Source organism: Ollibium composti (genome assembly GCF_004801285.1).
GTDB classification, from domain to species: domain Bacteria; phylum Pseudomonadota; class Alphaproteobacteria; order Rhizobiales; family Rhizobiaceae; genus Mesorhizobium; species Mesorhizobium composti.
Genome location: NZ_SSNY01000001.1, coordinates 303,267 through 327,351, shown reverse-complemented (window position 1 = coordinate 327,351; position 24,085 = coordinate 303,267). Strand labels below are relative to the sequence as shown.

Here is a 24,085-nt window from a genome sequence, read left to right as displayed (position 1 = left end):
TTCGCATGGCGAAATCATGCCTTACCGCCCTTGCGGCGGCAAGAGGGACGAAGTGGACGCACCGCGCCACGGCAATGTCGTTTCCCTTGCCCAATGGGTCGCCACCTCCGCAATCGCGTCCTCGGCGGAGGTCCATTATCGCCGCCGCAATCGCCTATCGTGAGCCATCGTCATGACCGCAGCCCTGCCCGCCACCGAACCGACCGCACACGCCGAACGCGCCCGCCGCGGCGGCCGGGCGGGCAAGCGCGCCGGCGGCGCGGCCGCTTTCGACCAGCCGGTGTTCCGGCAGCTTCGGAACCCGCTGAAGCCGACGCCCTTCATCTCCGAGGATGAACTGGAGCACATCCATCTGGCGTCGCTCAGGGTGCTGAAGGAGATCGGCGTCGACGTGCTGCACGAGGAGGCGCGCCGCATCATGAAGGCGCACGGCGCCGATGTGCGCGACGGCACCGAACGGGTGCGCTTCGACGCCGACATGATCCTGGAGCTGATCGCCCACGCGCCGTCCGAATTCACGCTTCATGCCCGCAATCCCGCGCACAACGTGCAACTCGGTGGCGACAACATCATATTCTCGCAGATGGCGTCGGCGCCGAACTGCTCCGACACCGATCGCGGCCGCCGCGCCGGCAACCAGGCGGACTTCCGCAATCTGGTCAGGCTCGGCCAGATGCACAACATCCTGCACGTCACCGGCGGCTATCCCGTAGAGCCGGTCGATATCCACCCGGCGGTCCGGCATCTGGAATGCCTGCGCGATTTCGTGCTTCTGACCGACAAGGCCTTCCATGCCTATTCGCTCGGCCGCGAGCGCAACCTGGACGGCATCGAGATCGCCCGCATCGGCCGTGGCGTGCCGATGGAGCAGTTCGTCCGGGAGCCGTCGCTGCTCACCATCATCAACACCAACTCGCCCTTGAAGCTCGATATCCCGATGATGGAAGGCATCATCCAGATGGCCTCGCACGGCCAGGTGGTGATCGTCACGCCCTTCACGCTGGCCGGCGCCATGGCGCCGGTGACGGTGGCCGGCGCGCTGGTGCAGCAGAACGCCGAGGCGTTGGCCGGCATCGCCTTCGCCCAGATGGTGAAACAAGGCGCGCCGGTCGGCTATGGCGGCTTCACCTCCAATGTCGACATGAAATCCGGCGCCCCGGCCTTCGGCACGCCCGAATACATGAAGGCGCAGCTCGTCGGCGGGCAACTGGCGCGGCGCTACAAAATCCCCTACCGCACCTCCAACGTCTGCGCCGCCAATTCGGTCGATGCGCAGGCGGCCTATGAAAGCGTCTTTTCGCTGTGGGGCTGCATGCAGGGGGGCGGCAACTTCATCAAGCATGCCGCCGGCTGGCTGGAAGGCGGCCTCACCTGTTCCTACGAGAAGACCATCCTCGATATCGACCTGTTGCAGATGGTGGCCGAGTTCCTCACGCCGCTCGATCTGTCCGAGGCGGCGCTGGCGGTCGACGCCATCCGCGACGTCGGCCCCGGCGGCCACTTCTTCGGCACGCAGCACACGCAGGACCGCTACAAGACCGCCTTCTACCAGCCCGTCATCTCCGACTGGCGCAACTACGAGACATGGGCCGAGCACGGCGCGCCGACGGCCGTCGAGAAAGCCAACCGCATCTGGAAGGACCGGCTGGCGAGCTACGAAGAGCCCTACATCGACCCCGCCACCCGCGACGAACTGAACGCCTTCGTCGAGCGCCGCATCGCCGAAGGCGGCGCGCCGACGGATTTTTGAGGGGTTTGGCTTTGACCAACAAAGCCCCCCCTCCGTCACGGGCTGACGCCCGCGACACCTCCCCCCCGCTTCGCGAGGTGGAGGATAAGCCGGCAGCAACACCTAGCGCCCATCCTCTCCCCTCACGAAGTGGGGGAGAGGTGGCATACCCGAAGGGTATGACGGAGAGGGGGAACGACCTACCGAAATCGCGCACGCGCAGAAAGGCCGGCACGACGGAAAGAGCCCGTGCCCTCAGATGGCTCGACAACAGCGCCGAAGGGGCTCTCTGGAAAGAATTGAAGGGGCGCCGACTCTGCGGCCATCATTTCACCCGTCAATTCCCGATCGGTCCCTACTTCGTCGATTTCTGCTGCCGAAAGAAAAAGCTAATCGTCGAAATCGACGGCTCCCAGCACGCCGACAGTTCTTATGACCGCCGCCGCGACGACTCCATTCGCTCACATGGTTATTCCATCCTGCGCTTCTGGAACCATGATGTCCTGAAGCACCGGACATCCGTCTGCGAAACGATCCTGGCCGCGCTTGATGGGCGACTCGCCGAAAACGTCGGGGCGAACGACATCCGCTTTGCCCTCGCGAAGCCTGTCGACAGCCCCGAGTTAGAGCACATGACTTTTAATCATGTGGCCGAGCACCAACCCAATTTCGACTCAAATCCTGAAAACATGAGACCAACCACATGAAATCCCACGCAAAAGCGGTTGTCATCGGCGGCGGTGTCGTCGGCTGTTCGGTGCTTTATCACCTTGCCCGCGCCGGCTGGACCGACGTCATGCTGATCGAACGGTCGGAACTGACTTCCGGCTCGTCCTGGCACGCGGCCGGCGGCTTCCACACGCTGAACGGCGACCCCAACGTCGCCAAGCTGCAGGCCTATACCGTCCAGCTCTACAAGGAACTGGAAGAGCTTTCCGGCCAGTCCTGCTCGCTGCACCTGACTGGCGGCGTCATGCTGGCCGACAGCCCGGAGCGCATGGATTTCCTGCGCCTCGCCCACGCCAAGGGCCGCTATCTCGGCATGGACACCGAACTCATCACGCCGTCGGAAGCCAAGGCAATGTTCCCGCTGATGGACGAAAAGCATTTCGTCGGCGCCATGTGGGACCCGGTGGAAGGCCATCTCGATCCGTCCGGAACCACGCATGCCTACGCCAAGGCGGCGCGCAAGCTGGGCGCCGAGATCGTGCTGCGCAACCGCGTGGTCGAGCTGACGCAGGAGCCGGACGGCACTTGGAACGTCGTCACCGAGCAGGGCACGGTGAAAGCCGAGCATGTGGTGAACTGCGGCGGCCTGTGGGCACGCGAGGTCGGCCGCATGGTCGGCGTCGAACTGCCGCTGCTGGCCATGGAGCATATGTACCTGCTCACCGAGCCGATGCCGGAAGTGGAAGCCTTCAACAAGGAAACCGGCCGCGAGATGGTCGGCGTGCTCGACTTCAAAGGCGAGATCTACACCCGCCAGGAGCGCAACGGCGTGCTGCTCGGCACCTACGAGAAGGCGTGCAAGCCGTGGTCGCCGGTCAACACGCCGTGGGATTTCGGCCACGAACTCTTGATCCCCGACCTCGACCGCATCGCGCCTTCGCTGGAAGTCGGCTTCCGCCACTTTCCCGGCATCGCCAATGCCGGCATCAAGCAGGTCATCAACGGCCCCTTCACCTTCGCGCCGGACGGCAACCCGCTGGTCGGGCCGGTGCAGGGCCTGACCAATTTCTGGTGCGCCTGCGCCGTCATGGCCGGTTTTTCGCAGGGCGGCGGCGTGGGGTTAGCACTCTCCAACTGGATGGTGAACGGCGATCCGGGCTTCGACGTCTGGGGTATGGACGTCGCCCGCTGGGGCGAATGGGCGGGCCTGCGCTACACCAACGCCAAGGTGCGCGAAAACTATTCGCGCCGCTTCTCCATCCGCTTCCCCAACGAGGAACTGCCGGCCGCCCGCCCGGCGCAGACGACGCCGCTCTACGACACGATGGTGGCGCAGAATGCGGTGATGGGCGACAGTTGGGGGCTCGAAACGCCGCTGTGGTTCGCGCCGAAGGGCTCGGAGCCGAAGGACATTGTCTCCTTCCACCGTTCCAACGACTTTGGCCCGATCGGCGAGGAAGTGCGCGCCGTGCGGACAAGCGTCGGCGTCACCGAGATCGCCAACTTCGCCAAGTACGAATTCAGCGGACCGGGTGCGGAAGCCTTCCTCAACCGCATCCTCACCAACCGCATGCCGAAGAAGGGCCGCATCGTGCTGTCGCCGATGCTCAACGAATTCGGCAAGCTGATCGGCGACTTCACCATCGCGCATGCGGGCCCAAGGGGTGGAGAAGACCGATTCATGGTCTGGGGCTCCTCGGCCGCCGCGAAGTACCACATGCGCTGGTTCGAAAAGCACCTGCCGAAGGACGGATCGGTGCGCATCCATCGCTTCGACCAGACGCTGGTCGGCCTTTCCATCGCTGGGCCCAAAAGCCAGGAGCTCCTGCAGAAGCTTGTAGACGTGGACGTATCGTCCAAGGCCTTCCGCTTCATGGACTTCCGCGAGATGGCGGTCGGCGGCGCGCCCTGCATGGTCAACCGCATCACCTATACCGGCGATCTCGGCTACGAGATCTGGATGCAGCCGGCCTACCAGCGCCTCGTCTACAAGGCGATCAAGGAGGCGGGAAAAGAACTCGGCCTCGTCGATTTCGGCATGCGCGCGCTGCTGTCCATGCGGCTGGAGAAGAATTTCCCGACATGGTTCCGCGAGCTTCGGCCGATCTACGGGCCGTTCGAGGGCGGCATGGAGCGCTTCATCAAGATGGAGAAGAACGACTTCATCGGCCGCGACGCCGCCGCGAAGGAACTGGAAGCAGGCCCGAAGCTGAAGCGCGTCTCCTTCGTCGTCGATGCGCTAGACGCCGACGTGATGGGCGACGAGCCGATCTGGGCGAAGGTCTGGACCGACTACGGCACGGTGGACAAGCCGCACGGTTACGGCGCCCCGCGCTTCGACGCCAAGGGCAAGGAAGTACGCGTCTCGGCGGCGGACGAAGGCGCCTCCTCCATCCGCGGCATCGTCGACGGCGACTGGCGCGTCGTCGGCTGGGTGACGTCTGGCGGCTACGCCCACCACGTCGAAAAATCCATGGCGCAAGGCTACGTGCCGGCCGCCCTTGCCGACAAGGAAGACGCCGGCCTGTTCGAGATCGAGATCCTCGGCAAGCGCCGCCCCGCCCGCATCAATATCGAACCGCTGTTCGATCCGAGCGGCGAGAAGATGCGCGGTTAGGAGGCAACAAGCATACCGGCTTCGGTTGCCGCCTCGAGCAAGGCGTCAACCGTTTCCCGCGGCAGGCCTTGCGCGCATATGTAAGGCAGGCCCTTGCGCCTGCCGGTCCAGCCGACGACGGCAAGCTCCTTCACTGCCGGCTCGAAGCGCTGCGCCATCGCCCAGCTACGGCAGTCGATGGCCGCGACATCGGCTCTGCCCTTGGCGACGGCGACGATCGATGCGCGATGACCGCCACTGACGATGCGCTCCGAAAAGATGCCGATGCCCTCGCCCATCGCTTCCAGATCGCTGGTCAGGGCCAGGATGCCAGACATGGAATCGGTGCCGTTGAACGCAAAGCGTTTGCCGCGCAGGAGATCGACGGGAATGGGAGGACCAGCCCGGTCGCCGCTACCCCCGCCCCTAACCCCTCCCCGCAAGGGGGAGGGAGAACTGCCGCTTGCCAAGTGCCCCTCCCCCTTGCGGGGAGGGGTTAGGGGTGGGGGTGAACCGACGCCGACATCTCCATCGGCAGCACCCCGCCGCATCACCACGGCACTCGAATAAAACTCCCCCTGTCCGCCTTCGAAATCCGAGTAGTCCGGCTGGCCGATCACCTGCACATGGTCTGCCAACCCCAGCCCCATAGGCCCCCAGCAGGTCTGTGCGAACAGCAGCGCCGGATCGCGCCACAGCGCGGCAGGCTCCAAGCTGCCATCCGGCATGTTGGTCCGCGTCAACGCATCCGGCGCATCCACGCCGCGCCGGCGCAGGGCGTCCCGCAGCCGCACCCATTGGGCATCCGTCTCGGTACGGACTTCCGGCCAGTCGTACATCGGCAAGGCGGCAATGAATCGGCTCATCGCATCATCTGCCGGGAGCGCGAGCCCGAATGCAAGCCGGCAACCAGCTCACTCTTTCGGCGGCTCGGCTGGCACGGGAGCGGTGCCGGCGCCGGTGACGGAGCGCGCTCGCACCCGCGGCTTGAACGCCCGGCCATGTTCCGGCTGACGCCGCAGAACGGGATGCACCACCGGTTCCTTCGCCTTGAAGGCATAGGCTTTCAACAGGGCGAAATAGTTCGCGTAGGCATAGCCGTTGTTGGCCTTCAGCCATGCCTCGCGGTCGTCGCGGAACAGCTTCGGCAGGCTGTACCATGCCACGGTCGGCTTCTTGTGATGAACGAAATGCAGGTTGTTGTTGAGGAACAGCAGCGACAGCGGCGAGCGCTCGACGATGATGGTGCGCCCCTCCGGATGCTCCGACCACTGATGCTCGGCGAAGGTGCGGATGGCGATCAGCGATTGGCCGAACCACATCGGCACCAGCACGTAGAGCCACAGCGGCATGCCGAAGCCGTAGGCGACGAGCGGCAGCACTATTGCCAGGCCAATGCCGTGCAGCAGCCAGGCCTTGCGGATCGCCTTGTCGCCGGCCGCGGCCTGGCGGAAGTCGTCGATGAAAAAGCCGATCATCGATAGCCAAGGCCCGAGGAAAAAGCGCCCTGCCATGGTGTTGTTGACCTTGAGCAGCGTCTGCATCCAGCCCGGCAGGGCTTCGTGCATCCACAGCGCCTTGTAGTAGCTTTCGGGGTCGTCCAGCGGATCGGTCAGCCGTTCGTCGGCGTGATGGCGCAGATGCAGCGTCTTGAAGCGACGGTAGGGCCACACAAGCCCGATGGGCAGGCAGACGAAAGCCTCGTTGACCAGCGCGTTGCGCGTCGGATGGCCGTGCAGCACCTCATGCGTCAACGACGATTGCAACGCGACGGTGAAGGTCAGCAGGACCAGCGCGAGCACCGGATAGGACGGCCAAAGCAGCAGGCCGGCCGCCAGCCAGGCACCGTAGCAGACGGCGGCCAGCAGGACGGTCGGCCATTCGACCGCCGCCGCCCTTCCAGTCCTGCCTCGTCTGCGTGCCATGCCTTCACCGCTTGCCGGAACCATGATTCGACTCCTGACAGTATTGTGTCAGCAGACACGGAGTAGCCGCAACGCGACAATGCGCACAAACTGTTGCGATTGCGCCGCTTGAGCATCAGATGTTACACTTAGTAAACAAATGGAAGGATTCATTTACCCGCAGCCAGGGAATACGCCCTGCACTGGGCAAATTTTTCCTCTAGCAGTGAGTCCGGCCCGATGGACAAGCGCGATCTCTCCACCCTTTTCCGCGAGCGCCTTAAGCTGCTCCTGACACGATCCGACCTGAACCGGTCGGCCTTTGCCGCCACCGTCGGCATTGACCGTTCGGCGCTGTCGCAACTCCTGTCGGGCGCCTCCACCCGTCTGCCCCGCGCCGAAACGTTGCTTGCCATCGCCGCCGAGTTCAAGGTGTCGCTCGACTGGCTGCTCGGCCTGTCGCACGACGAAGGCGTCACCGGCGAGATCCGCGAAAGCCTGGAGATCGAGGAGGCCTCGGGCGGCTTCGACCGGACCCTGCTGGCGAAGTGGCACGCCGAGGCCGTCGGCACCAAGATCCGCTACGTGCCGGCCGGCATCCCCGACCTTTTGCGCACGGAAGCGCTGGTTGACTACGAGGCCGGCATCACCAACCGCAACCGCGAGGCGCAGGCCGACGAGACGCAGTACCGCATCGACTACAGCCGCCGGCCGGAAACGGACATGGAGGTGTGCATGCCGCGCCACACGCTGGAGATCTTCGCGCGCGGGCTCGGCATCTGGAACGGTTTCCCGCCGCAAGAGCGGCGTGCCCAGCTCCTGCACATGGCAGCACTCCTGGACGATCTCTACCCGACCTTCCGCCTGTTCCTCTATGACGGCCGCATGCGCTATTCGATCCCCTACACCATATTCGGGCCGTATCGCGCGGCTATCTATGTCGGTGATATGTATCTGGTGTTGAACGCTCCGGCCCCGATCCGCACGCTGACCGGCCATTTCGACCAGCTCATCCGCGCTGCGGAGATCAACGCCCACGAGGCCGCCGCCTTCACCCAAAGCCTTGCCGACGAGACATTCACCGGCGTCGGCTGAGCATCGCTTTCGCGCAGCAAGGGAGACTTGCCATGCAGGAGACCGAACGAACCGTCATCCCCCCGCAGTCCGGCCACGCATTCCGTCTCGCCAAAGGCCAGCAGTTGCGCATCACCGACCCGAAGGGCGCGCAGGTGGCCGACCTGTGGGCGTTCTCCACCGACGGCAATCTCGACTGGCTGAGCGCATCGCAGACGCGCGACATCATCGAGCGGCTGTTCCCGACCGTCGGAGAGAGTTTTTACGGCATGTCCGGCGAAAAGCTACTCACCCTGGTCGAGGACGCCTCGCCCGGCCCGCACGACATGCTCTTTCCGGCCTGCAATCCAGCACTCTACCGGCGCGCCGGCTTCGAGGACCACCCCAGCTGCGCCGCCAACCTGCACAAGGCGCTGACCGAGGCAGGCGTCTCGTTCCCCTTCACGCCCGACCCGGTCGACTTCTTCCAGAATTCGCTGCCCGCAGCGGACGGCACGCTGGTCGTCGCCGCATCCATCAACCCGCCCGGCGCCTATGTCCGGTTGCGGGCGGAGCGCGACCTGCTGGTCATCGTCACCGCCTGCAGCGTCGACCATCACCCGACGAACGGCGACGCCTGCACGGAGATCGAGGTGGAGGTGCTTGCCGCGGAAGACTGAGCGGCGACGAGCATTTCCGAAAGGGATACCGTTGACCACATATAAAGAATTCTTTATATCCTTATTCAACTCCCCGATCCGGAAAGCACTCGCATGACGAACCCCATCGACGCCCTCATCGCAGAGAAAGGCGTGCTTCTGGCCGACGGCGCCACGGGCACCAACCTGTTCGCCATGGGGCTGGCCGCCGGCGAAGCGCCGGAACTACTGAACGAGACGGCGCCCGAAACCATCGTCAAGCTGCACCAGGGCTTCGTCGATGCCGGCGCCGACATCATCCTTACCAATTCCTTCGGCGGCACCCGCCACCGCCTGAAGCTGCACCACGCACAGGGGCGCGTGTTCGAGCTGAACAAGCGCGCCGCCGAGATCGCCCGCTCGGTCGCCGACAAGGCCGGCCGCAAGGTCATCGTCGCCGGCTCGGTCGGGCCGACCGGCGAACTCTTGGTCCCGCTCGGCGCCATGACCTACGAGGACGCGGTGGACGCCTTCGCCGAGCAGATCGAGGGGCTGAAGGCCGGCGGCGCCGAAGTCGCCTGGATCGAGACCATGTCGGCGCCCGACGAAATCCGCGCCGCCGCCGAAGCCGCCATTCGCGTCGGCCTGCCCTACACCTATACCGGCTCCTTCGACACCGCCGGCCGCACCATGATGGGCCTGCTGCCGAAGGACATCCATGCCGTCGCCGACGGCCTGGCGCAAGCGCCGCTCGGCGTCGGAGCCAATTGCGGCGTCGGCGCCTCCGATATCCTGGCCTCCCTGCTTGACATGACGGCGGCGAAGCCGGAGGCGACGGTCATTGTCAAGGGCAACTGCGGCATCCCCGAATTCCGCGGCTCGGAAATCCACTATTCCGGCACGCCCGAGCTGATGTCCGACTATGTGCGGCTGGCGGTGGACGCCGGCGCCAAGATCGTCGGCGGCTGCTGCGGCACTTCGTTCGCCCATCTGGCCGCCATGCGCAAGGCGCTCGACGCGCACGCCAAGGAACAGCGCCCGACGCTGGAGACCATTGTCGAGCGCATCGGCCCCCTGCGCAACAAGGCGGCCAGCGAGAACGGCGGCAATGACGGCGAAGGCCGTCGCGAGCGGCGGCGCCAACGGGCCTGACGGGCAGGCTCAGCCAGCCTTTTCTACCTTGCTGGAAAACGCTCAGAGATCTTCTGAAAAGCCGTCAGGCCGAGTCGGAAACGGTGGCTGGCGAGCACCGGAGCGGAGCGTACATCAGGTACGTGAGCACCGGAGCGCACTCAGACGCCGTTTTCGATTCGGCCTCACGGAATTTTCAAAAGATCATTCAGGACGCGGTGGTAGAACTCTTCCTGCTCCTCCAGCCAGGCATAGGCCTGCGGCCAGCTTCCCGGATCGGTCACCGGCAGCGGCAGGTTCATGAGATAGCAGCAGCCCACATAGCCGCTCAGGCTGGCGCCGAGCGCTTCGCCGAGTTGCGGTTCATGGCCGGACAGGCGATTGAGCGTCGTGCGATAGCGCTCGCCGCGCTGCCCCCTGACGAACAGGCCGACGCTGCGGTTCGTCAGGTAGAGCGAAATCACGAGGTCGTCCGACACCCGTCGCCAGCGCGAATAGAGGCTGCCGCGCTCGATCGGGACCGGGCGGCGGTGGGCGATGTAGCCGTCCCAGAAGGACTTGATCTCCGGCGAAGAGATCGAGCGCAGCCCGCGTCGCGCGATGTCCCATTCGTCCAGACCGCCGTTCGGCATGCCTTGCCCTTTGTCGTCCCATTAATCGGCGAGACCAGTTTCGCCGCGCCGACTGTATCTGGAACTTGCGCGTGCAACCACGCCTGGAGCATTTCCAGCAAAAGTGTGAAGCGGTTTTGCGTCCGGAAATGCGCCCAAATCAAAAAGATGGAGCGATTCCAACGATTCCGTTTAAACAGGAACCGCTCCAGGTCCGGCCTGACGGGATTTTCAGTCGTTTTCGCTGTAGGCCGCGAACACCGAAGCCTGATCCGCGCTGGCGCCGTTGTCGCCGCGCATCTGCATCAGCGCATCGGATGCGCGCGGATCGCTGACCTTCGATGTCGAGCCGAAACCTTCGCGGCGCAGCGCCGGAATGGCGGCGCTCCGGCCCGGCTCACCCGCGACATCGCGCCTGAGAAGAGCGGCATCGGCGGGATGCGAGCCGACCTTGTTGGCGCTCTCATAGGTGGAACCCGTCCCCCAATGCGACCGGTCGATCACCCTGGGCGCTGAACCGAAGATCTGCACGAACCGCTCCCTCAACGTCTTGCACGGGACCGATAGCGACAGCCGCTTTCAAAGCCGTACCGGAAATCCACGGCATTTTATCCAACCGTCGGTTCAGGCAAAAAAAGGCCGGCAAGGTTTCCCCTGCCGGCCTGCCTCACCCGCCCGTAGGCCCATTCCCCGTATCAGAACGATCCCATCTGAAGGGAACGGGCCGTCATCGCCACTACCGCTTTCCGCTCAGCGCCGAGGCAAGGCGCACGAGAGAGAGGAACTCGGACCTGTACCCAAACGGGTCGGTTCCTCGGGCGGCGGTGGCAATCTCGGCAATCCGATCGAAGCTGAACTTCGCCGTGGCATCTTCGTCGCGCAGCTTCTGGCCGAAGGCGGCGACCGCGACGGAAAAGCGCTGGTCGGTGCCGGCGGCATCGAAGGACGACACCTCGTTGGCGGCCGTCACCGGCGTGGTGATGAGCCTGGAGGTATCCTCGTTCGGCAGCTTGTAGCGGATCTTGACGAAAGCATATTCTTGCGGGTTCGCCACGCCGCCATTGTTTGTCGAGGCATCGCCGTAGCGCAGGTCGTCGATCTGCTGCGCAGTACCCTTCGGCGTGATCTCGTAGATCGCGGTGACCGAATGGCCGGAGCCGATGTCGCCGGCATCGACGCGGTCGTTGTTGAAGTCCTCGCGGTTCAGCGCGCGCGTCTCGTAGCCGATCAGCCGGTATTCCGCGACCTTGGCCGGGTTGAACTCGACCTGGATTTTCACGTCTTTGGCGATCGGGAACAGCGTCGAGGAAGAATCCTCCACCAGCACCTTCTCGGCTTCCGCCAGCGTGTCGATATAGGCCGCCGTGCCGTTGCCGTTCTGCGCGATGGTCTGCATCATCCGGTCGTTCAGGTTGCCCCGTCCGAAGCCGAATACCGAGAGGTACACGCCGGTCTTGCGTTCTTCCTCGATCAGCCGTTTCAGGTCGTCGTCGTCGGTCTGGCCGACATTGAAGTCGCCGTCGGTGGCCAGCATCACACGGTTCACGCCGTCCTTGACGAAGCTTTTTTCGGCCAACCGGTAAGCCTCGCGGATGCCTGCTTCGCCGGCCGTCGTGCCGCCGGGCTGGAGGTTGTCGATCGCGTGAAGGATCTTGTCCTTCTCCGCCACCCTGGTTGGCTCCAGCACCGTGCCGGCGTCCCCCGCATAGGTGACGATGGAGATGGTGTCGTCGGCCTTGAGCTTGCTCACCAAGAGCCGGAATGCCGATTTCAGCAGCGGCAGCTTGTCCGGTTCGTTCATCGAGCCCGACACGTCGATCAGGAAAACGAGGTTCGCCTTCGGCTGCGTCGCCGGTTGCACGTCGTAGCCCTTGATGGCGACGTGCATCAGCTTATGCCCGGCGTTCCACGGCGCCGGCATGACGGTGACGGTCGAGTTGAACGGCGTATCGGCCTTGTCCGGCCCCTTCCAGTCATAGGGGAAGTAGTTGACCATCTCCTCGACGCGCACCGTATCGGCCTGCGGCAGGAAACCCTGCTTCAGCGAACGGCGCACGAAGGAATAGGACGCCGTATCGACGTCGATCGAGAAGGTGGAAACCGGGTTCTCCAGCGCCGAGCGCACGGGATTCGACTTGAAGTCCTCGAAGCGGTCGCGGTTCTCCGCCTGCGGCGCTGGCATATCGGCAGGCGCCGGCATCACCTCGGCCGAAGGCGCATAGACCTTGGGCTGGGCCATGTCGCGGGTGCGGCTTTCGGCCTTCGCCATAGGCTCCGCCAAGCCGCGCATCAGAACCTGGTTCTGCGCATTGCCGGAGGCAATCGCGCTCTCCTGCGCCGGCGCGGGGGGCGGCGCCATCAGCGTCTCGTCGAGGTCGCGGCTTTCCGTATCGGCCTGCTTGTCCTTGTCGGCAGCGCTCGTCGCCACCGGCTTGGTGCCGGCCGGCTTCCCGGCATTCGTTTCGGTGATGGCGCTTTCCCCGCCGCCGAAATCGAACGACCGGTGGTCGAGTAGGTAGAGCGCCGTATAGCCGGCAATTGGCAGGGCGAGAAGGCCGGCGGCGGCCGGCGCGGCGATGAGCTTCTTCTGCATGATCTCCCTCCAGAGTTTTGCGGCCCAGAATGTGGGGGCTCGTGAGGTGAGACGGTGCGGCTCGGCACTTCCTTGGGTCGCCGTCGAAATTTTTTCCTGCGGCTCGTCGAAAGCGGTCAGCGCGGCATGCAACGCGCCGATCTTCGCCTCGGGGTCCGGGGCGGGAATGCGCAAGCCGCGCAGCTTTGCCAGTTCCTTGTCGTCGACCATCGGTCAATCTTCCCCGGCTGAACGCATCAGCACTTTCAGCCGCTTCTTCGCTTCATGGATGTGCCAGGACACCGTGGCTTCCGAGATCGCCATCGCTTCGGCGGCGGCGGCGTGGCTAAGGCCCTCGCCGTAGACGAGCAGCACGGCGTCGCGCTGCTTGTCCGGCAGTCGCCGCACGGCGGCCCATAGTCCGTCGGCACGCTCGTCCGCTTCTTCCGGCGCTTCGCCTGAAATCAGCGCGTGCACGCCGTAGGCCTGCACCTTGGCGCCCTCGCGCGCCGACTTGCGCGCATAATCGCGCGCGGCGTTCAGCGTCAGCGCATAGAGCCAGGTGGTGAAGGCCCCGCCGCCGCGATAGTCGCGGATGGCGCGGCCGATGCGCACGCACACCTCCTGGGCGATGTCCTCGGCATCGGCCTTGCGGCCGCACCAGCGGTAGGCAACGCGATAGACGAAGTCGTAGTGCCTTTCGACCAGCCTGCCGAAAGCCCCTCGATCCCCGTCCTTCGCCAGCCCGATCAGCTCGCTGTCGGAGGCTTCGCCTTCATCCAGCATCGTCGCCATCATTTGCCTGTTGGACGAAGCCTATCGGCGATTCCTTGGGGCAAAGGAAAGATTTTTTGCTGAAAGCAGGAAGGTGCCCGTTCTTGACGCCAGGACGGCGCCCGTCTGATCAGAGCCGTTCCAGTGTCGCCGGGTCCTTCCGGCCATCGAAGAAACGGTCCAGAGCCCGCGCAAACAACGGCTCATCCGGCGCCGCCGTAGCGAAGAGCGTGAGGCTGGAGCACAGCTTCACGTCGTCGGGGCTGCCGAAGATTTCATGCGCCGAACGGCCGGAAACGTCGAGCAGCGCCACCACGCACGCCTTGAGACGCTGTCCAAGCACGGGATGGCCGAGATAGCCGCGCGCCTCATCGAGCGAGCCGATCGCGTAGCGCTGCGCCATCGGGCTGGCGCCCAGCCCGGCGATCTGGGGAAAGACGAACCACATCCAGTGGCTCGCCTTGCGGCCGTCACGCAGCTCCCGCAGCACCGTCTCGAACACCGGTGACTGAACATCCACGAACCGTTGCAGGTCGAATGGATCGGGCGGCTCGGTCATGGTTTCTCAGCCGCCCAGCGCTTCGCCGAAGAATGTCTCAAGCCGCTTCCAGTGCCGCTCGGCACCCTTTTCATCATAGACGGAATGGTCCGGCACGCACCAGCCATGGCCCATGCCGACATAATTCTCGATCACATGATCCACTTCCGCCGCGCGCAGCGCTTCGGCGAGCCGCGCCGACTGTTCCGGCGGAAAGCTGCGATCGACGCCCGCCGTACCGACATAGACACTGGCCCTGATCTCGGCCGCGCGGCGGTGCGGACTGTCGGCGTTATCGCCGGCGAGGTTGCCGCCGTGAAAGGAGGCCGCCGCCTTGATGCGATCGGGATAGGCGGCCGCGGCGTTGAGCGCCCGCGCCCCGCCCATGCAATAACCGACCGCGCCGACCGGCCCGGTTGCGCCATGTTTCGCCAGCGCATCGAGGAAGGCTTCGCCATCGCGAATGGTCGTGGCCTGTGTCGTCCCGCTCAGCAGGCCCATCAGTTTCGGCCTGGTCTTCTCATCGCTGAAGGCGGTCTTGGCATCGAACGGCCCGTAAGGGGCCTTGCGATAGAACAGATCCGGCACCAAGACGGTGTAGCCCAGCGCGGCGAGCCGTTCGGCCATCCCGTCCAGCGCCGGGCGTGGCCCGAAGGCGTCCATGTAGAGGATGATGCCCGCCGTGACGCCGTTGGGCGCGCGGAAAAGCCCGGCGCGAGCCGTTCCGTCGGCGGTCGTGATTTCGATGTCCTGCTTGGCCATGGTCCGCTCCCAGCCCCGGTCCATTCCGATAGCCCGGTCATGATCCCGCGTCGAGCTTCCGGCAAGCGCCACCCCGATGTCGGCCTTCAACATTTCGTGCGGGGAAGACAGCATCGCGTTTCCCGCTCCGTCTTGCTACCGGTGCGGATATCTGAAAGATCGCGCCATCACGCGAGACAGAGAATGAAATACCGATTGCTGGCTGCTCTCATGGGCATGGCGCTCGCCGGCTGCACGTCGCAACAGCAGCAGCCGAACCTTTCCTATTCGACCGCTGCCGAACCGCTGCCGCCGCCTGCCATGGCGGCGACCCCGCCTGTCTCGCCGCAACCCGTTCAGGCCATGGCGTTGCCGGCGCCCGCCAGCCCGGCGGTCCCGGCCCAGACGGTCACCGCCGCCGGCTTTCCGGCCCCGCCGGCCTGCAATGTAGGTTCGCTCGAACCCTCATGCGCGCCCGCCATGCAGGAGAAGACATGCCGCACGGTCGGCAACGTCACCACCTGCGACGTGCCGGCGGACCCGGATGCCGACAACCGGCTCTACACCAACTGACGCCTAAAGTTTCGCAAAAGCCTTCATGTGAAAGGCGTGCACCTCTGCCGGATAGCGATAGGCGGCTCCGTAGGGGCAGGCATTGCGGTCGAGGCAGCCGACGGTCCGGCAGGGTTTTCCCTCCGCTCCGCGCACATGGGCAAGGCAATCCTCATAGGCGAAGCCCGCCGGCGTATAGGCGTCGACTGGACAGGCTTTCAGGCAGGGTTTTCCGACACATGCGTCGCAAAGGTGAATCGGCTCGTGAACCGATTCCACCGCGAGTTCGACATCGAACAGCAGCGCGCCGCGATAGGCGTGCCATAGCCCGTATTCGGGGTGCATGAGGATGCCGAGCGGTGACGATTTCAGCCCTTCCGACCGCATCGCCCATTGCTGGAAGGGCAGGAACGGCCGGTCGGAAGGCGAAACGGCTCGCGCCCCGAAATCCTGCGCTATCCCGCCGATCACCTCACGGCACCAGGTATCGAGCGGATTTTCCAGATCGGCAGGCCGACCTTCACGCCAACGCCGGAAATGCGGCCAATACGAAGCGCCGGCATTGCCGATCAGGATCACCGATCTCGCCAGCCGGCCTGAAAGGGCAAGAGGGGCGGCCTCGCCCTTGTCGAAGACGAAGCCGCCCCGCAGGACAAGCCCGTGGCGACCGATTGCCTCCGCCAGCCCGTTGCCTGTCATCGGTCCGTTCTTCCCCTTCCTATGCGGCGGCTTCCGTCTTGCCGATCCGGATCATCTCGGCGCCGTCGAAAGCGGTAGCCTCGCCGCGGACACGCCATTCGTCAAACTCCTTGTGGCGTGCCGAGATCAGCCGGTCGTACAGGTCGAAGGCGTCCTTGCCCATCATCAGGCGTGCCGGCGGATTGGCGCTGTCCACGGCCTCGATCATAAGGGCCGCCGCCTTGGCGGGATCGCCTGCCTGCGTCCCCGCCTGTCCATAAAGAAATTCCTCGATCGGCGCGATCAGCGGCCGATAGACGTCGAGATGCCGCTCCGGCCGCATGTTCACGTCGCCGGCGAATTCGGTGCGAAAATTGCCCGGCTCCACGATCGTCACCCGGATTCCCAGCGGCGCGACCTCGTCGCGAAGGGCATCGCTCCATGCCTCCAGCGCAAACTTGCCGGCGCAATAGGCGCCGAACCCACCAAGGGAGACGGCTCCCCCGACGCTGGTCAGGTTGAGCACATGGCCACTGCCCTGCCGGCGCATTTGCGGCAGCACCAGACGGGTGAGTTCGGCGGCGGCGAAGAAGTTGAGCTCCAGCTGGGCGCGAAGCTGCTCGGGCTCGAACTCTTCCACCGCACCCACGGAACCGCGGCCGGCAATGTTGGCGAGGATATCGATGCGGCCGAACTGCGCGATTGCCGCTTCGATGGCCCTGCCACGCTGGCCGGCATCGGTCACGTCGAGCGCAAGCGCCAGCGCCCGCCCCTGATGATTGCGCGCCACCGCCTCCAGCCGGTCGATGCGGCGAGCCGTAAGGACGGCGCGTTCGCCGCGCGCAAGGACGGCCTCGGCAAGCGATTTTCCAAATCCGGAAGAGGCGCCGGTGATGAACCAGACACGATCGTTAGCAGTCATTCTTCGTAACTCCTTGGGTTGGATGTCACGAAAAATGGCCCGCCTCGATTGATGAAACAATCTAGATCAAATCGAATGCGTTATGCTATCTTTTTCAGGAATGGATCGCCTCCTGCTCGCTCAGCTCCCGGTCGTCCTGGCCGTCGCCCAGGCAAAAAGCTTCGCCAAGGCTGGCGCCGAACTCGGCATCGGCGCCTCTGCGGTAAGCCACGCCATCCGCAGCGCGGAACTGCGCCTTGGCGTGCCGCTTTTCCTGCGCACGACGCGCAGCGTCTCGCTCACCGAAGCCGGCGAGACGTTCATTTCCGCCGCCGCCCACGCCTTCGACGCCATCGATGCCGCGGCCGATCGGGTCCGCGCCGCGCAAGGCGATATTTCCGGCCTGCTGCGCATCAACGCGCCGCGCGTCGCGCTTCACATGGGGCTTACGCCGATCCTCGCCGAGATGGCGCGGCGCCACCCCGGTCTGACCGTCGAGGTCATCGCCGACGACAAATTGTCCGACGTCGTGGCGGAAGGTTTCGACGCCGGCATCCGCCTGGGCGAGATGATCGCACAGGACATGGTCGCCGTCCGCATGAGCCCGCCATGCCGCGCGATGATGGTCGCCTCGCCGCGCTATATCGAGGAGCACGGCACGCCCGGCACCATATCGGACCTCGTCGCCCACAACTGCATCGGCTACCGGCTGCTGCGGTCCGGCGCGGTCTACGACTGGGACCTGCGGGAGGGCGATCGCGACATCAAGGTGCCGGTAAGCGGGACGGCGCGCGTTTCGGATTCGGCCTATGCGCACCAGCTCGCGCTCTCCGGCGTCGGCATCGCCTACGTCTTCGACGCCCAGGTGAGCGACGATCTTGAGCGAGGCGACCTCGTCGAGATACTGCCCCAGGCGTCGATCATGGAGCCCGGCCTGTTCCTGTATTTCCCGCGCCGCGCCTCGGATGCAAGCAAGCTGCGCGCCTTCGTGGAGGTGGTTCGAGCCAACCTGGCCGGGAAAAAATAGTCGATATCACTCCTCGCCCGGCTGCTTGAACGCGCTGCGCCAGACTTCCTTGTGAATGATGTTGGCCACTTTAGCCCGGCCTGAATCGGGCTCCTTTCAAGTGAAGGCGTCGGGCATCGACACCTTCTTCCTGGCGATGAAGTCCTTCAGGCCTTCGTCGATGCCCGGATCGAGATATGGCGCCTCGTAGCTTTCCAGCCAGCTCCGCGCCAGCGCATTGGCGCGCTGGTCGGCGGTCTTCTCGCCTTCGGCCAGCCACTGCTCGTAGGAATTGTTGTCGGCGATCGAGGAGCGGTAGAAGGCGGTCTGGAAGTTGGCCTGCGTGTGGTCGCAGCCAAGGTAGTGGCTGCCCGGCCCGACCTGGCGGATGGCGTCCATCGCCTGCCCATTCTCGGACAGGTCGACGCCCTCGCAGAACTTCTGCTGCATGCCGAGCTGGTCGATGTCCATCATGAACTTGTCGTAGCCGGAGGAAAGGCCGCCCTCCAGCCAGCCGGCCGCGTGCAGCACGAAATTGGTGCCGGCCAGGATGGTCGAGTTCAGGGTGTTGGCGCTCTCATAGGCCGCCTGCGCGTCAGAGATCTTGGAGGCGCAGAGCGAGCCGCCGGTACGGAACGGTAGGCCGAGCCGGCGCGCGAGCTGTGCTGCGCCGTAGGACACCAGCGACGGTTCCGGCGTGCCGAAGGTCGGCGCGCCCGACTGCATGGAAATCGACGAGGCGAATGTGCCGAACAGCACCGGCGCGCCGGGGCGGATCAACTGCGTGAAGGAAGCGCCGGCCAAGACTTCGGCCAGAACCTGCGTCAGCGTGCCGGCCACCGTCACCGGGCTCATCGCGCCGGCCAGAATGAACGGCGTGACGATGCAGGCCTGGCTGTGGCGCGAATAGACCTTCAGCGCGCCCAGCATCGTCTCGTCGAAGACCATCGGCGAGTTGGCGTTGATGAGCGAGGTCAGCACCGTGTTGTTCTCGACGAAGTCGTCGCCGAACACCAGCTTGGCCATCGCGATCGTGTCCTCGGCCCGCTCCGGCGCGGTGACGGAACCCATGAACGGCTTGTCCGAATAGCGGATGTGGGCGTAGATCATGTCGAGGTGGCGCTTGTTCACCGGCACGTCGACCGGCTCGCACACCGTGCCGCCGGAATGGTGGATCGACGGCGCCATGTAGGCGAGCTTCACGAAATTCTGGAAATCCTCGATGGTGGCGTAGCGGCGGTTGCCGTCGAGGTCGCGCACGAAGGGCGGGCCGTAGACCGGCGCGAAGACCGTGGCGTTGCCGCCGATCTGCACCGAGCGCTCGCGATTGCGCGCGTGTTGGATATATTGCTGCGGCGCGGTCTTGAGAAGCGAACGGCACAGCCCCTTGGGAAAGTGCACCCGCTCGCCCTGCACGTCGGCGCCGGCTTCTTTCCAGAGCTTCAGCGCTTCCTCGTCGTCGCGGAAGATGATGCCGACTTCTTCCAGCACCGTGTCGGCGTTCTTCTCGATCAGCGCCAGGCCTTCCTCGTCCAGCACCTCGTAGAGGTTGATCTTGCGCTTGATGTAGGTGAGCTGCGTGCCCGGCCCGCCGCCGGCGCGCGCCGCGCGCCGTGCCGCGGCGCCGCCGCTTGCTCCGCGCCCCCGCCTGCCGCCTGATGCCTCGTGGTCGACCGCCGCCGTTTCGCTCATAGCCGTTCTTCCCTGGAAAAGCATGTCGCCGCCCTGCAAGGCGGCCCTGCCCCGGATCGTAGTCATGCACCCTAGCCGAAACGGCCAGACAGCGCCAAGGCCTGTCCCAAAATCGACAAGAAAACCAATAGATTTGCAGTCGCTTTCCTTTTGCAGTAAGTCGCAAATCGGCTATGGAGGAGCGCCCGCCTCGCGATAGGTATTGAGGCGCATTCGCACTGCCCTGAAGCGCCAAGGAGCTGGGTTCATGTCCGACGACGAGATCATCCTGTCCGAGCTTGCCGACGACGAACTCGTGCAACAGATGCACGACGACCTCTATGACGGCTTGAAGGAAGAGATCGAGGAAGGGACAAACATCCTTCTCGAGCGCGGCTGGGCGCCCTACAAGGTGCTGACCGAGGCGCTGGTCGAGGGCATGCGCATCGTCGGCGAGGATTTCCGCGACGGCATCCTGTTCGTTCCCGAAGTGCTTCTGTCCGCCAACGCGATGAAGGCTGGCATGGCCATCCTGCGTCCGCTGCTGGCCGCCACCGGCGCGCCCAAGCAGGGCAAGATGATCATCGGCACGGTCAAGGGCGACATCCACGACATCGGCAAGAACCTCGTCGGCATGATGATGGAGGGCGCCGGCTTCGACGTCATCGACCTCGGCATCAACAACGCCGTGGAAAAGTATCTGGCGGCGATCGAGGAGCACCAGCCCGACATCGTCGGCATGTCGGCACTGCTTACCACCACCATGCCCTACATGAAGGTCGTCATCGACACGATGAAGGAAAAGGGCATTCGCGACGACTATGTCGTGCTGGTCGGCGGCGCTCCGCTCAACGAGGAATTCGGCAAGGCGGTCGGTGCCGACGCCTATTGCCGCGACGCCGCCGTGGCGGTCGAGACGGCCAAGGACTTCATGAAGCGCAAGCACAACCTACGCGCCACCGCCTGAGGCCTGCGGACCTCAGGCGCGTATCAGCTGTTCGTCTGGCTGAATTGGCCGCCGTCAGTTGTTGACCGTATCCTCGACGGCGTTCGCCGTGTTCTTGACGTCCTTGCCGACGCCGCGGACGGTGTTGGCACAGCCGGCCAGCATGAGCGCTGCGGCGATGACGGCAAGCGGGGCGATGCGGATGAGTTTCATGGACACTGTTCCCTCTCACGATAAGATCGCACCGCCGAAACGAGGAACGGCCGGACTGGTTCCATGACCAAGGTGCAAAAAGCGACGAACACCCCGGCGGACAAGCCCGCCGACCGGCTGCTGGTCATCGCCTGCGGCATGCTCGCGCGCGAGATTCTGGCGGTGAAGGAAGAGCTCGGCCTCGATCACCTCGACCTGACCTGCCTGCCGGCCGAATTCCATTTCTATCCCGACCGCATCGCGCCGGCCATGGACAAGGCGATTTCCGAGGCCAAGGCCAGGGGTTATCGCGACATCTTCGTCGGCTACGCCGATTGCGGCACCGGCGGCATGCTCGACGCCGTCATTGAGAAACACGGCGTCGAACGCATGGCCGGCCCGCATTGCTTCGCCTTCTACCAGGGCATGGAAGCCTACCGGAAGGTGGCGGACGACGATATGATGTCGTTCTACATGACGGACTTCCTGTGCCGGCAGTTCGACGCCTTCTTCATGAAGCCGCTCGGCCTCGACAAGCATCCCGAACTGATCGCGGACTATTTCGGCAACTACGAGAAGCTGATCTATCTCGCCCAGACCGACGATCCCGAACTCGACAAGGTGGCCGAGGACGCGGCGAAGCTGCTCGGCCTCACCTACGAGCGCCGCCCGACCGGCTATGGCGACCTCGTCGGCGGGCTTGCGCGCGCCGCCGGCTCCGTGGCCTAATCGGCGCGCACGGCACTGGGCCGTGCGTTTTCGACGGGGAAATCCATGAAACCGCGCATCGCCGTCCTCGCCGCTCTTGTCGGGTCGCTGGCCGTATCGCTGGCGGCCCCGGCCCTCGCAGACGGCGTCGTGCAAAAGCTGATGACGCCATCCGACAAGGCCAAGCTGGAAAAATACGGCGAAACCCGCAAGGCGGCCATCGCGGCGGCACAGAAGGGCGAACCCGCCGAGGTGAAGGAGTTCAATGCCGTCCTGGCACGGCCGCCGGTCGCCTTCTCCGACAAGGACCTCACCGGCAACTGGAAATGCCGCACCATCAAGGCCGGCGGCGATTTCGGCGTGCTGGTCATCTATGGCTGGTTCAAATGCAAGGTCAGCGACGACGGGTCCGGCTGGGTGCTGGAGAAACTGACCGGCTCGCAGCGCACCAAGGGCCGTTTCTACGACGACAACGCCAAGCGCGCGATCTACCTCGGCAGCTTCTTCGTCGAAGGCGATCCGGTCCTGCCCTATGGCAGCGGGCCGAAGTCGGACCAGGTCGGCTATGCCTTCCGGACCGGGCCGAATACCTGGCGCCTCGAACTGCCCGCGCCCTACTACGAATCGAACCTCGATATCCTCGAATTCAAGCGCTGAGCCATGAGCGAGATCGACCATCGCGCCGTCATAGCGGGGCTGTCGCCCGATACCAGGAGGGGCCTGACCGAGAAAAGCGACGCCCCCGGCCTCGTGCGACTGGCGGTGTATCTCTCCCTGATGGCGGCCCTGGCAATTCTGATCGCCGTCAGGGTGCCGTTCTGGCCGCTGCTGATGGTGCCGCAAGGCATCCTGATCGTCTTCCTGTTCACGCTGGTCCATGAGACCATTCACGGCACGGCGTTCCGCACCGATCGGCTGAACACCGTTCTGGCCAACGTCGCCGGTTTTCTGATCCTGTTACCGCCGACATGGTTCCGCTATTTCCACTTCGCCCATCATCGCTACACGCACGATCCCGAAAACGATCCGGAGCTGATGAGCCCGAAGCCCCAGACGCTGGCGCAATATCTCCTCTACCTTTCCGGCTGGGCATACTGGAGCGGCATGATCAGGACGATCGTCGTCAACGCGACCGGCAGAAACCATGATGTCTATGTTCCGGAAAAAGGACGCCCCAAGGTGGCGGCCGAAGCCCGCCGGTATCTGGCCGGCTATGCGCTTGCGGTCGCCCTATCCCTCCTCCTCGGCACGCCGCTCCTGGTCTGGATATGGATCGTGCCGGCGCTGCTCGGCCAGCCTTTCCTGCGCGCTTACCTGCTTGCCGAACACACGCGCTGCCCGCACGTCGCCAACATGCTGGAGAACACGCGCACCACCTTTACGACCTCGCTGGTGCGCTTCGTGGCGTGGAACATGCCCTACCATGCCGAGCATCATTCCTACCCGGCGGTGCCTTTCCACCAATTGCCCCGCTTCCACGAGGTCGTGGCGGAACATCTGAGAACGACCGAACGCGGCTATATCCGTTTCCACGGCAAGCTCGTCCGCGATCTGGGCCAATCGGACGCAGCCGGCGACGCCGCGAAATCTTAACCCTTGGCGCTCGATACTCCGCGCGGGCCACGGGGGAAGAAATGAGCGAAGCGAAAACGGCCGGCCACCGCGTTGCCGTCGTCACGGCGGGGGGAACCCATGTCTGGGCCCTCGTCAATGCGCTGAGCGACCGCATCGGGCCGGTGACCGTCATTCTAGAGGCGCCCGAATCCAAGGGCGCCCTGCTGCGCGCCCGCGCCCGCCGCTTCGGCAGGATCGCCGTCGCCGGACAGCTGGGCACGATGGTGCTCACGCGGCTTTTCCGCCCCCTCTCCAGTCGCCGCCGGCAACGGACGGTCGAGGAATGCCGCCTGCGCATCGAGCCGGCGCCGGACCAGCGCATCGTGCATGTCGCATCGGCCGATTCGCCCGAATGCGCCGACGCCATCGCCGCCATGGGCGCCGACGTGGTGCTGCTCAACGGCTGCCGCCTCGTATCGCGCGCCACGCTGGCACGCATCGCCTGTCCCGTTCTCAACTTCCACGCCGGCATCACGCCGAAATATCGCGGCATGAACGGCGGCTACTGGGCTTTGGCGACCGGCGATGCCGAAAACTTCGGCGCGACCGTGCATCTGGTCGATGCCGGGGTCGATACCGGCGGCATCGTCCGGCAGGTCCGGTCGAAGCCGAAGCCCGGCGATTCCATCCCCAGCTACGCCATGACGATGGCCTCCTTTTCGGCCGACGCCTGCGCCGAGGCCATCGAGGCCGCGGCCTCGGGACGCATCGAGATCTTGAAGACCGATCTGCCTTCGCGGCAATGGTATCACCCGACGATCTGGTTCTATCTGTGGACCGGTTTGACGAAACGCGTCTGGTAATATTCCCTCGCCGCAAATCCGCCCGTTTGCGACGCCCGCCTGCGTCGCTTTTGAAGGC

General features: G+C 64.9%; 25 protein-coding genes. 13 read left to right on the top strand and 12 right to left on the bottom strand.

Going from position 1 to position 24,085, the window contains the following annotated elements:
- The first annotated feature begins 172 nt into the window (after positions 1 to 172).
- From E6C48_RS01540 to E6C48_RS01530, 3 genes are all read left to right on the top strand, one after another.
- Positions 173 to 1,750: a trimethylamine methyltransferase family protein gene (locus tag E6C48_RS01540; protein WP_136353265.1), complete on the top strand. Its 1,578-nt coding sequence runs from the start codon at positions 173 to 175 to the stop codon at positions 1,748 to 1,750.
- 140 nt (positions 1,751 to 1,890) lie between these two features.
- Complete coding sequence (locus tag E6C48_RS01535; RefSeq protein ID WP_330998543.1) at positions 1,891 to 2,436, top strand: endonuclease domain-containing protein; 546 nt, start codon at positions 1,891 to 1,893, stop codon at positions 2,434 to 2,436.
- Complete coding sequence (locus E6C48_RS01530) at positions 2,433 to 5,015, top strand: GcvT family protein (protein ID WP_136353263.1); 2,583 nt, start codon at positions 2,433 to 2,435, stop codon at positions 5,013 to 5,015. Before E6C48_RS01535 ends, E6C48_RS01530 begins: the two co-directional genes overlap by 4 nt.
- On the opposite strand, the gene E6C48_RS01525 is transcribed toward E6C48_RS01530, so the two are convergent.
- Together E6C48_RS01525 and E6C48_RS01520 are read right to left on the bottom strand one after the other, a co-directional pair.
- On the bottom strand, positions 5,012 to 5,860 hold the full coding sequence (locus E6C48_RS01525) for a phosphate/phosphite/phosphonate ABC transporter substrate-binding protein (RefSeq protein WP_136353261.1): 849 nt from the start codon (positions 5,858 to 5,860) through the stop codon (positions 5,012 to 5,014). The genes E6C48_RS01530 and E6C48_RS01525 overlap by 4 nt on opposite strands.
- A 48-nt stretch (positions 5,861 to 5,908) precedes the next feature.
- On the bottom strand, positions 5,909 to 6,919 hold the full coding sequence (locus tag E6C48_RS01520; RefSeq protein WP_230978636.1) for a fatty acid desaturase: 1,011 nt from the start codon (positions 6,917 to 6,919) through the stop codon (positions 5,909 to 5,911).
- A 219-nt stretch (positions 6,920 to 7,138) separates the two neighbouring features.
- On the opposite strand from E6C48_RS01520, the gene E6C48_RS01515 reads away from it, so the two are divergent.
- From E6C48_RS01515 to bmt, 3 genes are all read left to right on the top strand, one after another.
- Entirely contained in the window at positions 7,139 to 7,993 is an 855-nt protein-coding gene (locus E6C48_RS01515; protein WP_136353257.1) for a helix-turn-helix domain-containing protein, read from the top strand.
- A 32-nt stretch (positions 7,994 to 8,025) separates the two neighbouring features.
- Positions 8,026 to 8,631 carry a DUF1989 domain-containing protein gene (locus E6C48_RS01510; protein WP_136353255.1) on the top strand — a complete coding sequence of 202 codons (606 nt, stop codon included), beginning with the start codon at positions 8,026 to 8,028 and terminating at the stop codon, positions 8,629 to 8,631.
- Positions 8,632 to 8,724: 93 nt separating this feature from the next.
- Positions 8,725 to 9,741 carry a betaine--homocysteine S-methyltransferase gene (bmt, locus tag E6C48_RS01505; protein WP_136353252.1) on the top strand — a complete coding sequence of 339 codons (1,017 nt, stop codon included), beginning with the start codon at positions 8,725 to 8,727 and terminating at the stop codon, positions 9,739 to 9,741.
- Positions 9,742 to 9,905: 164 nt separating this feature from the next.
- Here bmt and E6C48_RS01500 read toward each other — a convergent pair whose 3' ends face one another.
- The 6 genes from E6C48_RS01500 to E6C48_RS01475 all read right to left on the bottom strand — a co-directional run bounded on the left by E6C48_RS01500 (position 9,906) and on the right by E6C48_RS01475 (position 14,977).
- Entirely contained in the window at positions 9,906 to 10,352 is a 447-nt protein-coding gene (locus E6C48_RS01500; protein WP_136353250.1) for a hypothetical protein, read from the bottom strand.
- 210 nt (positions 10,353 to 10,562) lie between these two features.
- Entirely contained in the window at positions 10,563 to 10,862 is a 300-nt protein-coding gene (locus tag E6C48_RS01495) for a hypothetical protein (RefSeq protein WP_136353248.1), read from the bottom strand.
- A gap of 205 nt (positions 10,863 to 11,067) precedes the next feature.
- The gene (locus tag E6C48_RS01490) at positions 11,068 to 13,134 is read right to left on the bottom strand and encodes a vWA domain-containing protein (RefSeq protein ID WP_136353246.1); all 2,067 of its coding nucleotides are present in this window, start codon (positions 13,132 to 13,134) and stop codon (positions 11,068 to 11,070) included.
- 3 nt (positions 13,135 to 13,137) lie between these two features.
- Complete coding sequence (locus E6C48_RS01485; protein ID WP_136353244.1) at positions 13,138 to 13,698, bottom strand: RNA polymerase sigma factor; 561 nt, start codon at positions 13,696 to 13,698, stop codon at positions 13,138 to 13,140.
- 109 nt (positions 13,699 to 13,807) lie between these two features.
- The gene (locus E6C48_RS01480; RefSeq protein WP_136353242.1) at positions 13,808 to 14,236 is read right to left on the bottom strand and encodes a DUF1810 domain-containing protein; all 429 of its coding nucleotides are present in this window, start codon (positions 14,234 to 14,236) and stop codon (positions 13,808 to 13,810) included.
- Positions 14,237 to 14,242: 6 nt separating this feature from the next.
- Positions 14,243 to 14,977: a dienelactone hydrolase family protein gene (locus E6C48_RS01475; RefSeq protein ID WP_136353240.1), complete on the bottom strand. Its 735-nt coding sequence runs from the start codon at positions 14,975 to 14,977 to the stop codon at positions 14,243 to 14,245.
- Positions 14,978 to 15,160: 183 nt separating this feature from the next.
- Between E6C48_RS01475 and E6C48_RS01470 the strand changes: the two genes are divergently transcribed.
- On the top strand, positions 15,161 to 15,529 hold the full coding sequence (locus tag E6C48_RS01470; RefSeq protein ID WP_136353238.1) for a hypothetical protein: 369 nt from the start codon (positions 15,161 to 15,163) through the stop codon (positions 15,527 to 15,529).
- Positions 15,530 to 15,532: 3 nt separating this feature from the next.
- Here E6C48_RS01470 and E6C48_RS01465 read toward each other — a convergent pair whose 3' ends face one another.
- Entirely contained in the window at positions 15,533 to 16,207 is a 675-nt protein-coding gene (locus tag E6C48_RS01465; RefSeq protein ID WP_136353236.1) for a 4Fe-4S dicluster domain-containing protein, read from the bottom strand.
- Positions 16,208 to 16,226: 19 nt separating this feature from the next.
- On the bottom strand, positions 16,227 to 17,108 hold the full coding sequence (locus tag E6C48_RS01460; protein ID WP_136353235.1) for an oxidoreductase: 882 nt from the start codon (positions 17,106 to 17,108) through the stop codon (positions 16,227 to 16,229).
- A 100-nt stretch (positions 17,109 to 17,208) separates the two neighbouring features.
- Here E6C48_RS01460 and E6C48_RS01455 point away from each other — a divergent pair, with 100 nt between their 5' ends.
- The gene (locus tag E6C48_RS01455) at positions 17,209 to 18,114 is read left to right on the top strand and encodes a LysR family transcriptional regulator (protein ID WP_136353233.1); all 906 of its coding nucleotides are present in this window, start codon (positions 17,209 to 17,211) and stop codon (positions 18,112 to 18,114) included.
- A gap of 96 nt (positions 18,115 to 18,210) precedes the next feature.
- Here the strand turns inward: E6C48_RS01455 and E6C48_RS01450 are convergent, their stop codons facing one another.
- Positions 18,211 to 19,785 (bottom strand): trimethylamine methyltransferase family protein, encoded by a 1,575-nt coding sequence (locus tag E6C48_RS01450; protein WP_136353975.1) that lies wholly within the window; start codon positions 19,783 to 19,785, stop codon positions 18,211 to 18,213.
- Positions 19,786 to 20,032: 247 nt separating this feature from the next.
- Here E6C48_RS01450 and E6C48_RS01445 point away from each other — a divergent pair, with 247 nt between their 5' ends.
- Positions 20,033 to 20,731 (top strand): corrinoid protein, encoded by a 699-nt coding sequence (locus E6C48_RS01445; protein WP_136353231.1) that lies wholly within the window; start codon positions 20,033 to 20,035, stop codon positions 20,729 to 20,731.
- Between the two features lie 54 nt (positions 20,732 to 20,785).
- Here the strand turns inward: E6C48_RS01445 and E6C48_RS01440 are convergent, their stop codons facing one another.
- Positions 20,786 to 20,923: an entericidin A/B family lipoprotein gene (locus tag E6C48_RS01440; RefSeq protein ID WP_136353229.1), complete on the bottom strand. Its 138-nt coding sequence runs from the start codon at positions 20,921 to 20,923 to the stop codon at positions 20,786 to 20,788.
- Between the two features lie 63 nt (positions 20,924 to 20,986).
- On the opposite strand from E6C48_RS01440, the gene E6C48_RS01435 reads away from it, so the two are divergent.
- From E6C48_RS01435 to E6C48_RS01420, 4 genes are read left to right on the top strand one after another with little or no spacing between them, the layout of a single operon-like run.
- The gene (locus tag E6C48_RS01435; protein ID WP_136353227.1) at positions 20,987 to 21,631 is read left to right on the top strand and encodes a DUF1638 domain-containing protein; all 645 of its coding nucleotides are present in this window, start codon (positions 20,987 to 20,989) and stop codon (positions 21,629 to 21,631) included.
- Positions 21,632 to 21,676: 45 nt separating this feature from the next.
- Positions 21,677 to 22,267 (top strand): DUF4893 domain-containing protein, encoded by a 591-nt coding sequence (locus E6C48_RS01430; protein ID WP_136353224.1) that lies wholly within the window; start codon positions 21,677 to 21,679, stop codon positions 22,265 to 22,267.
- Between the two features lie 3 nt (positions 22,268 to 22,270).
- A complete protein-coding gene (locus E6C48_RS01425; protein ID WP_230978635.1) occupies positions 22,271 to 23,203 on the top strand; it encodes a fatty acid desaturase family protein in 933 nt (310 codons plus the stop codon).
- A gap of 41 nt (positions 23,204 to 23,244) precedes the next feature.
- Positions 23,245 to 24,027, top strand: a complete 783-nt coding sequence (locus E6C48_RS01420) for a formyl transferase (protein WP_136353222.1) — start codon at positions 23,245 to 23,247, stop codon at positions 24,025 to 24,027.
- The last annotated feature ends 58 nt before the right edge of the window (positions 24,028 to 24,085 follow it).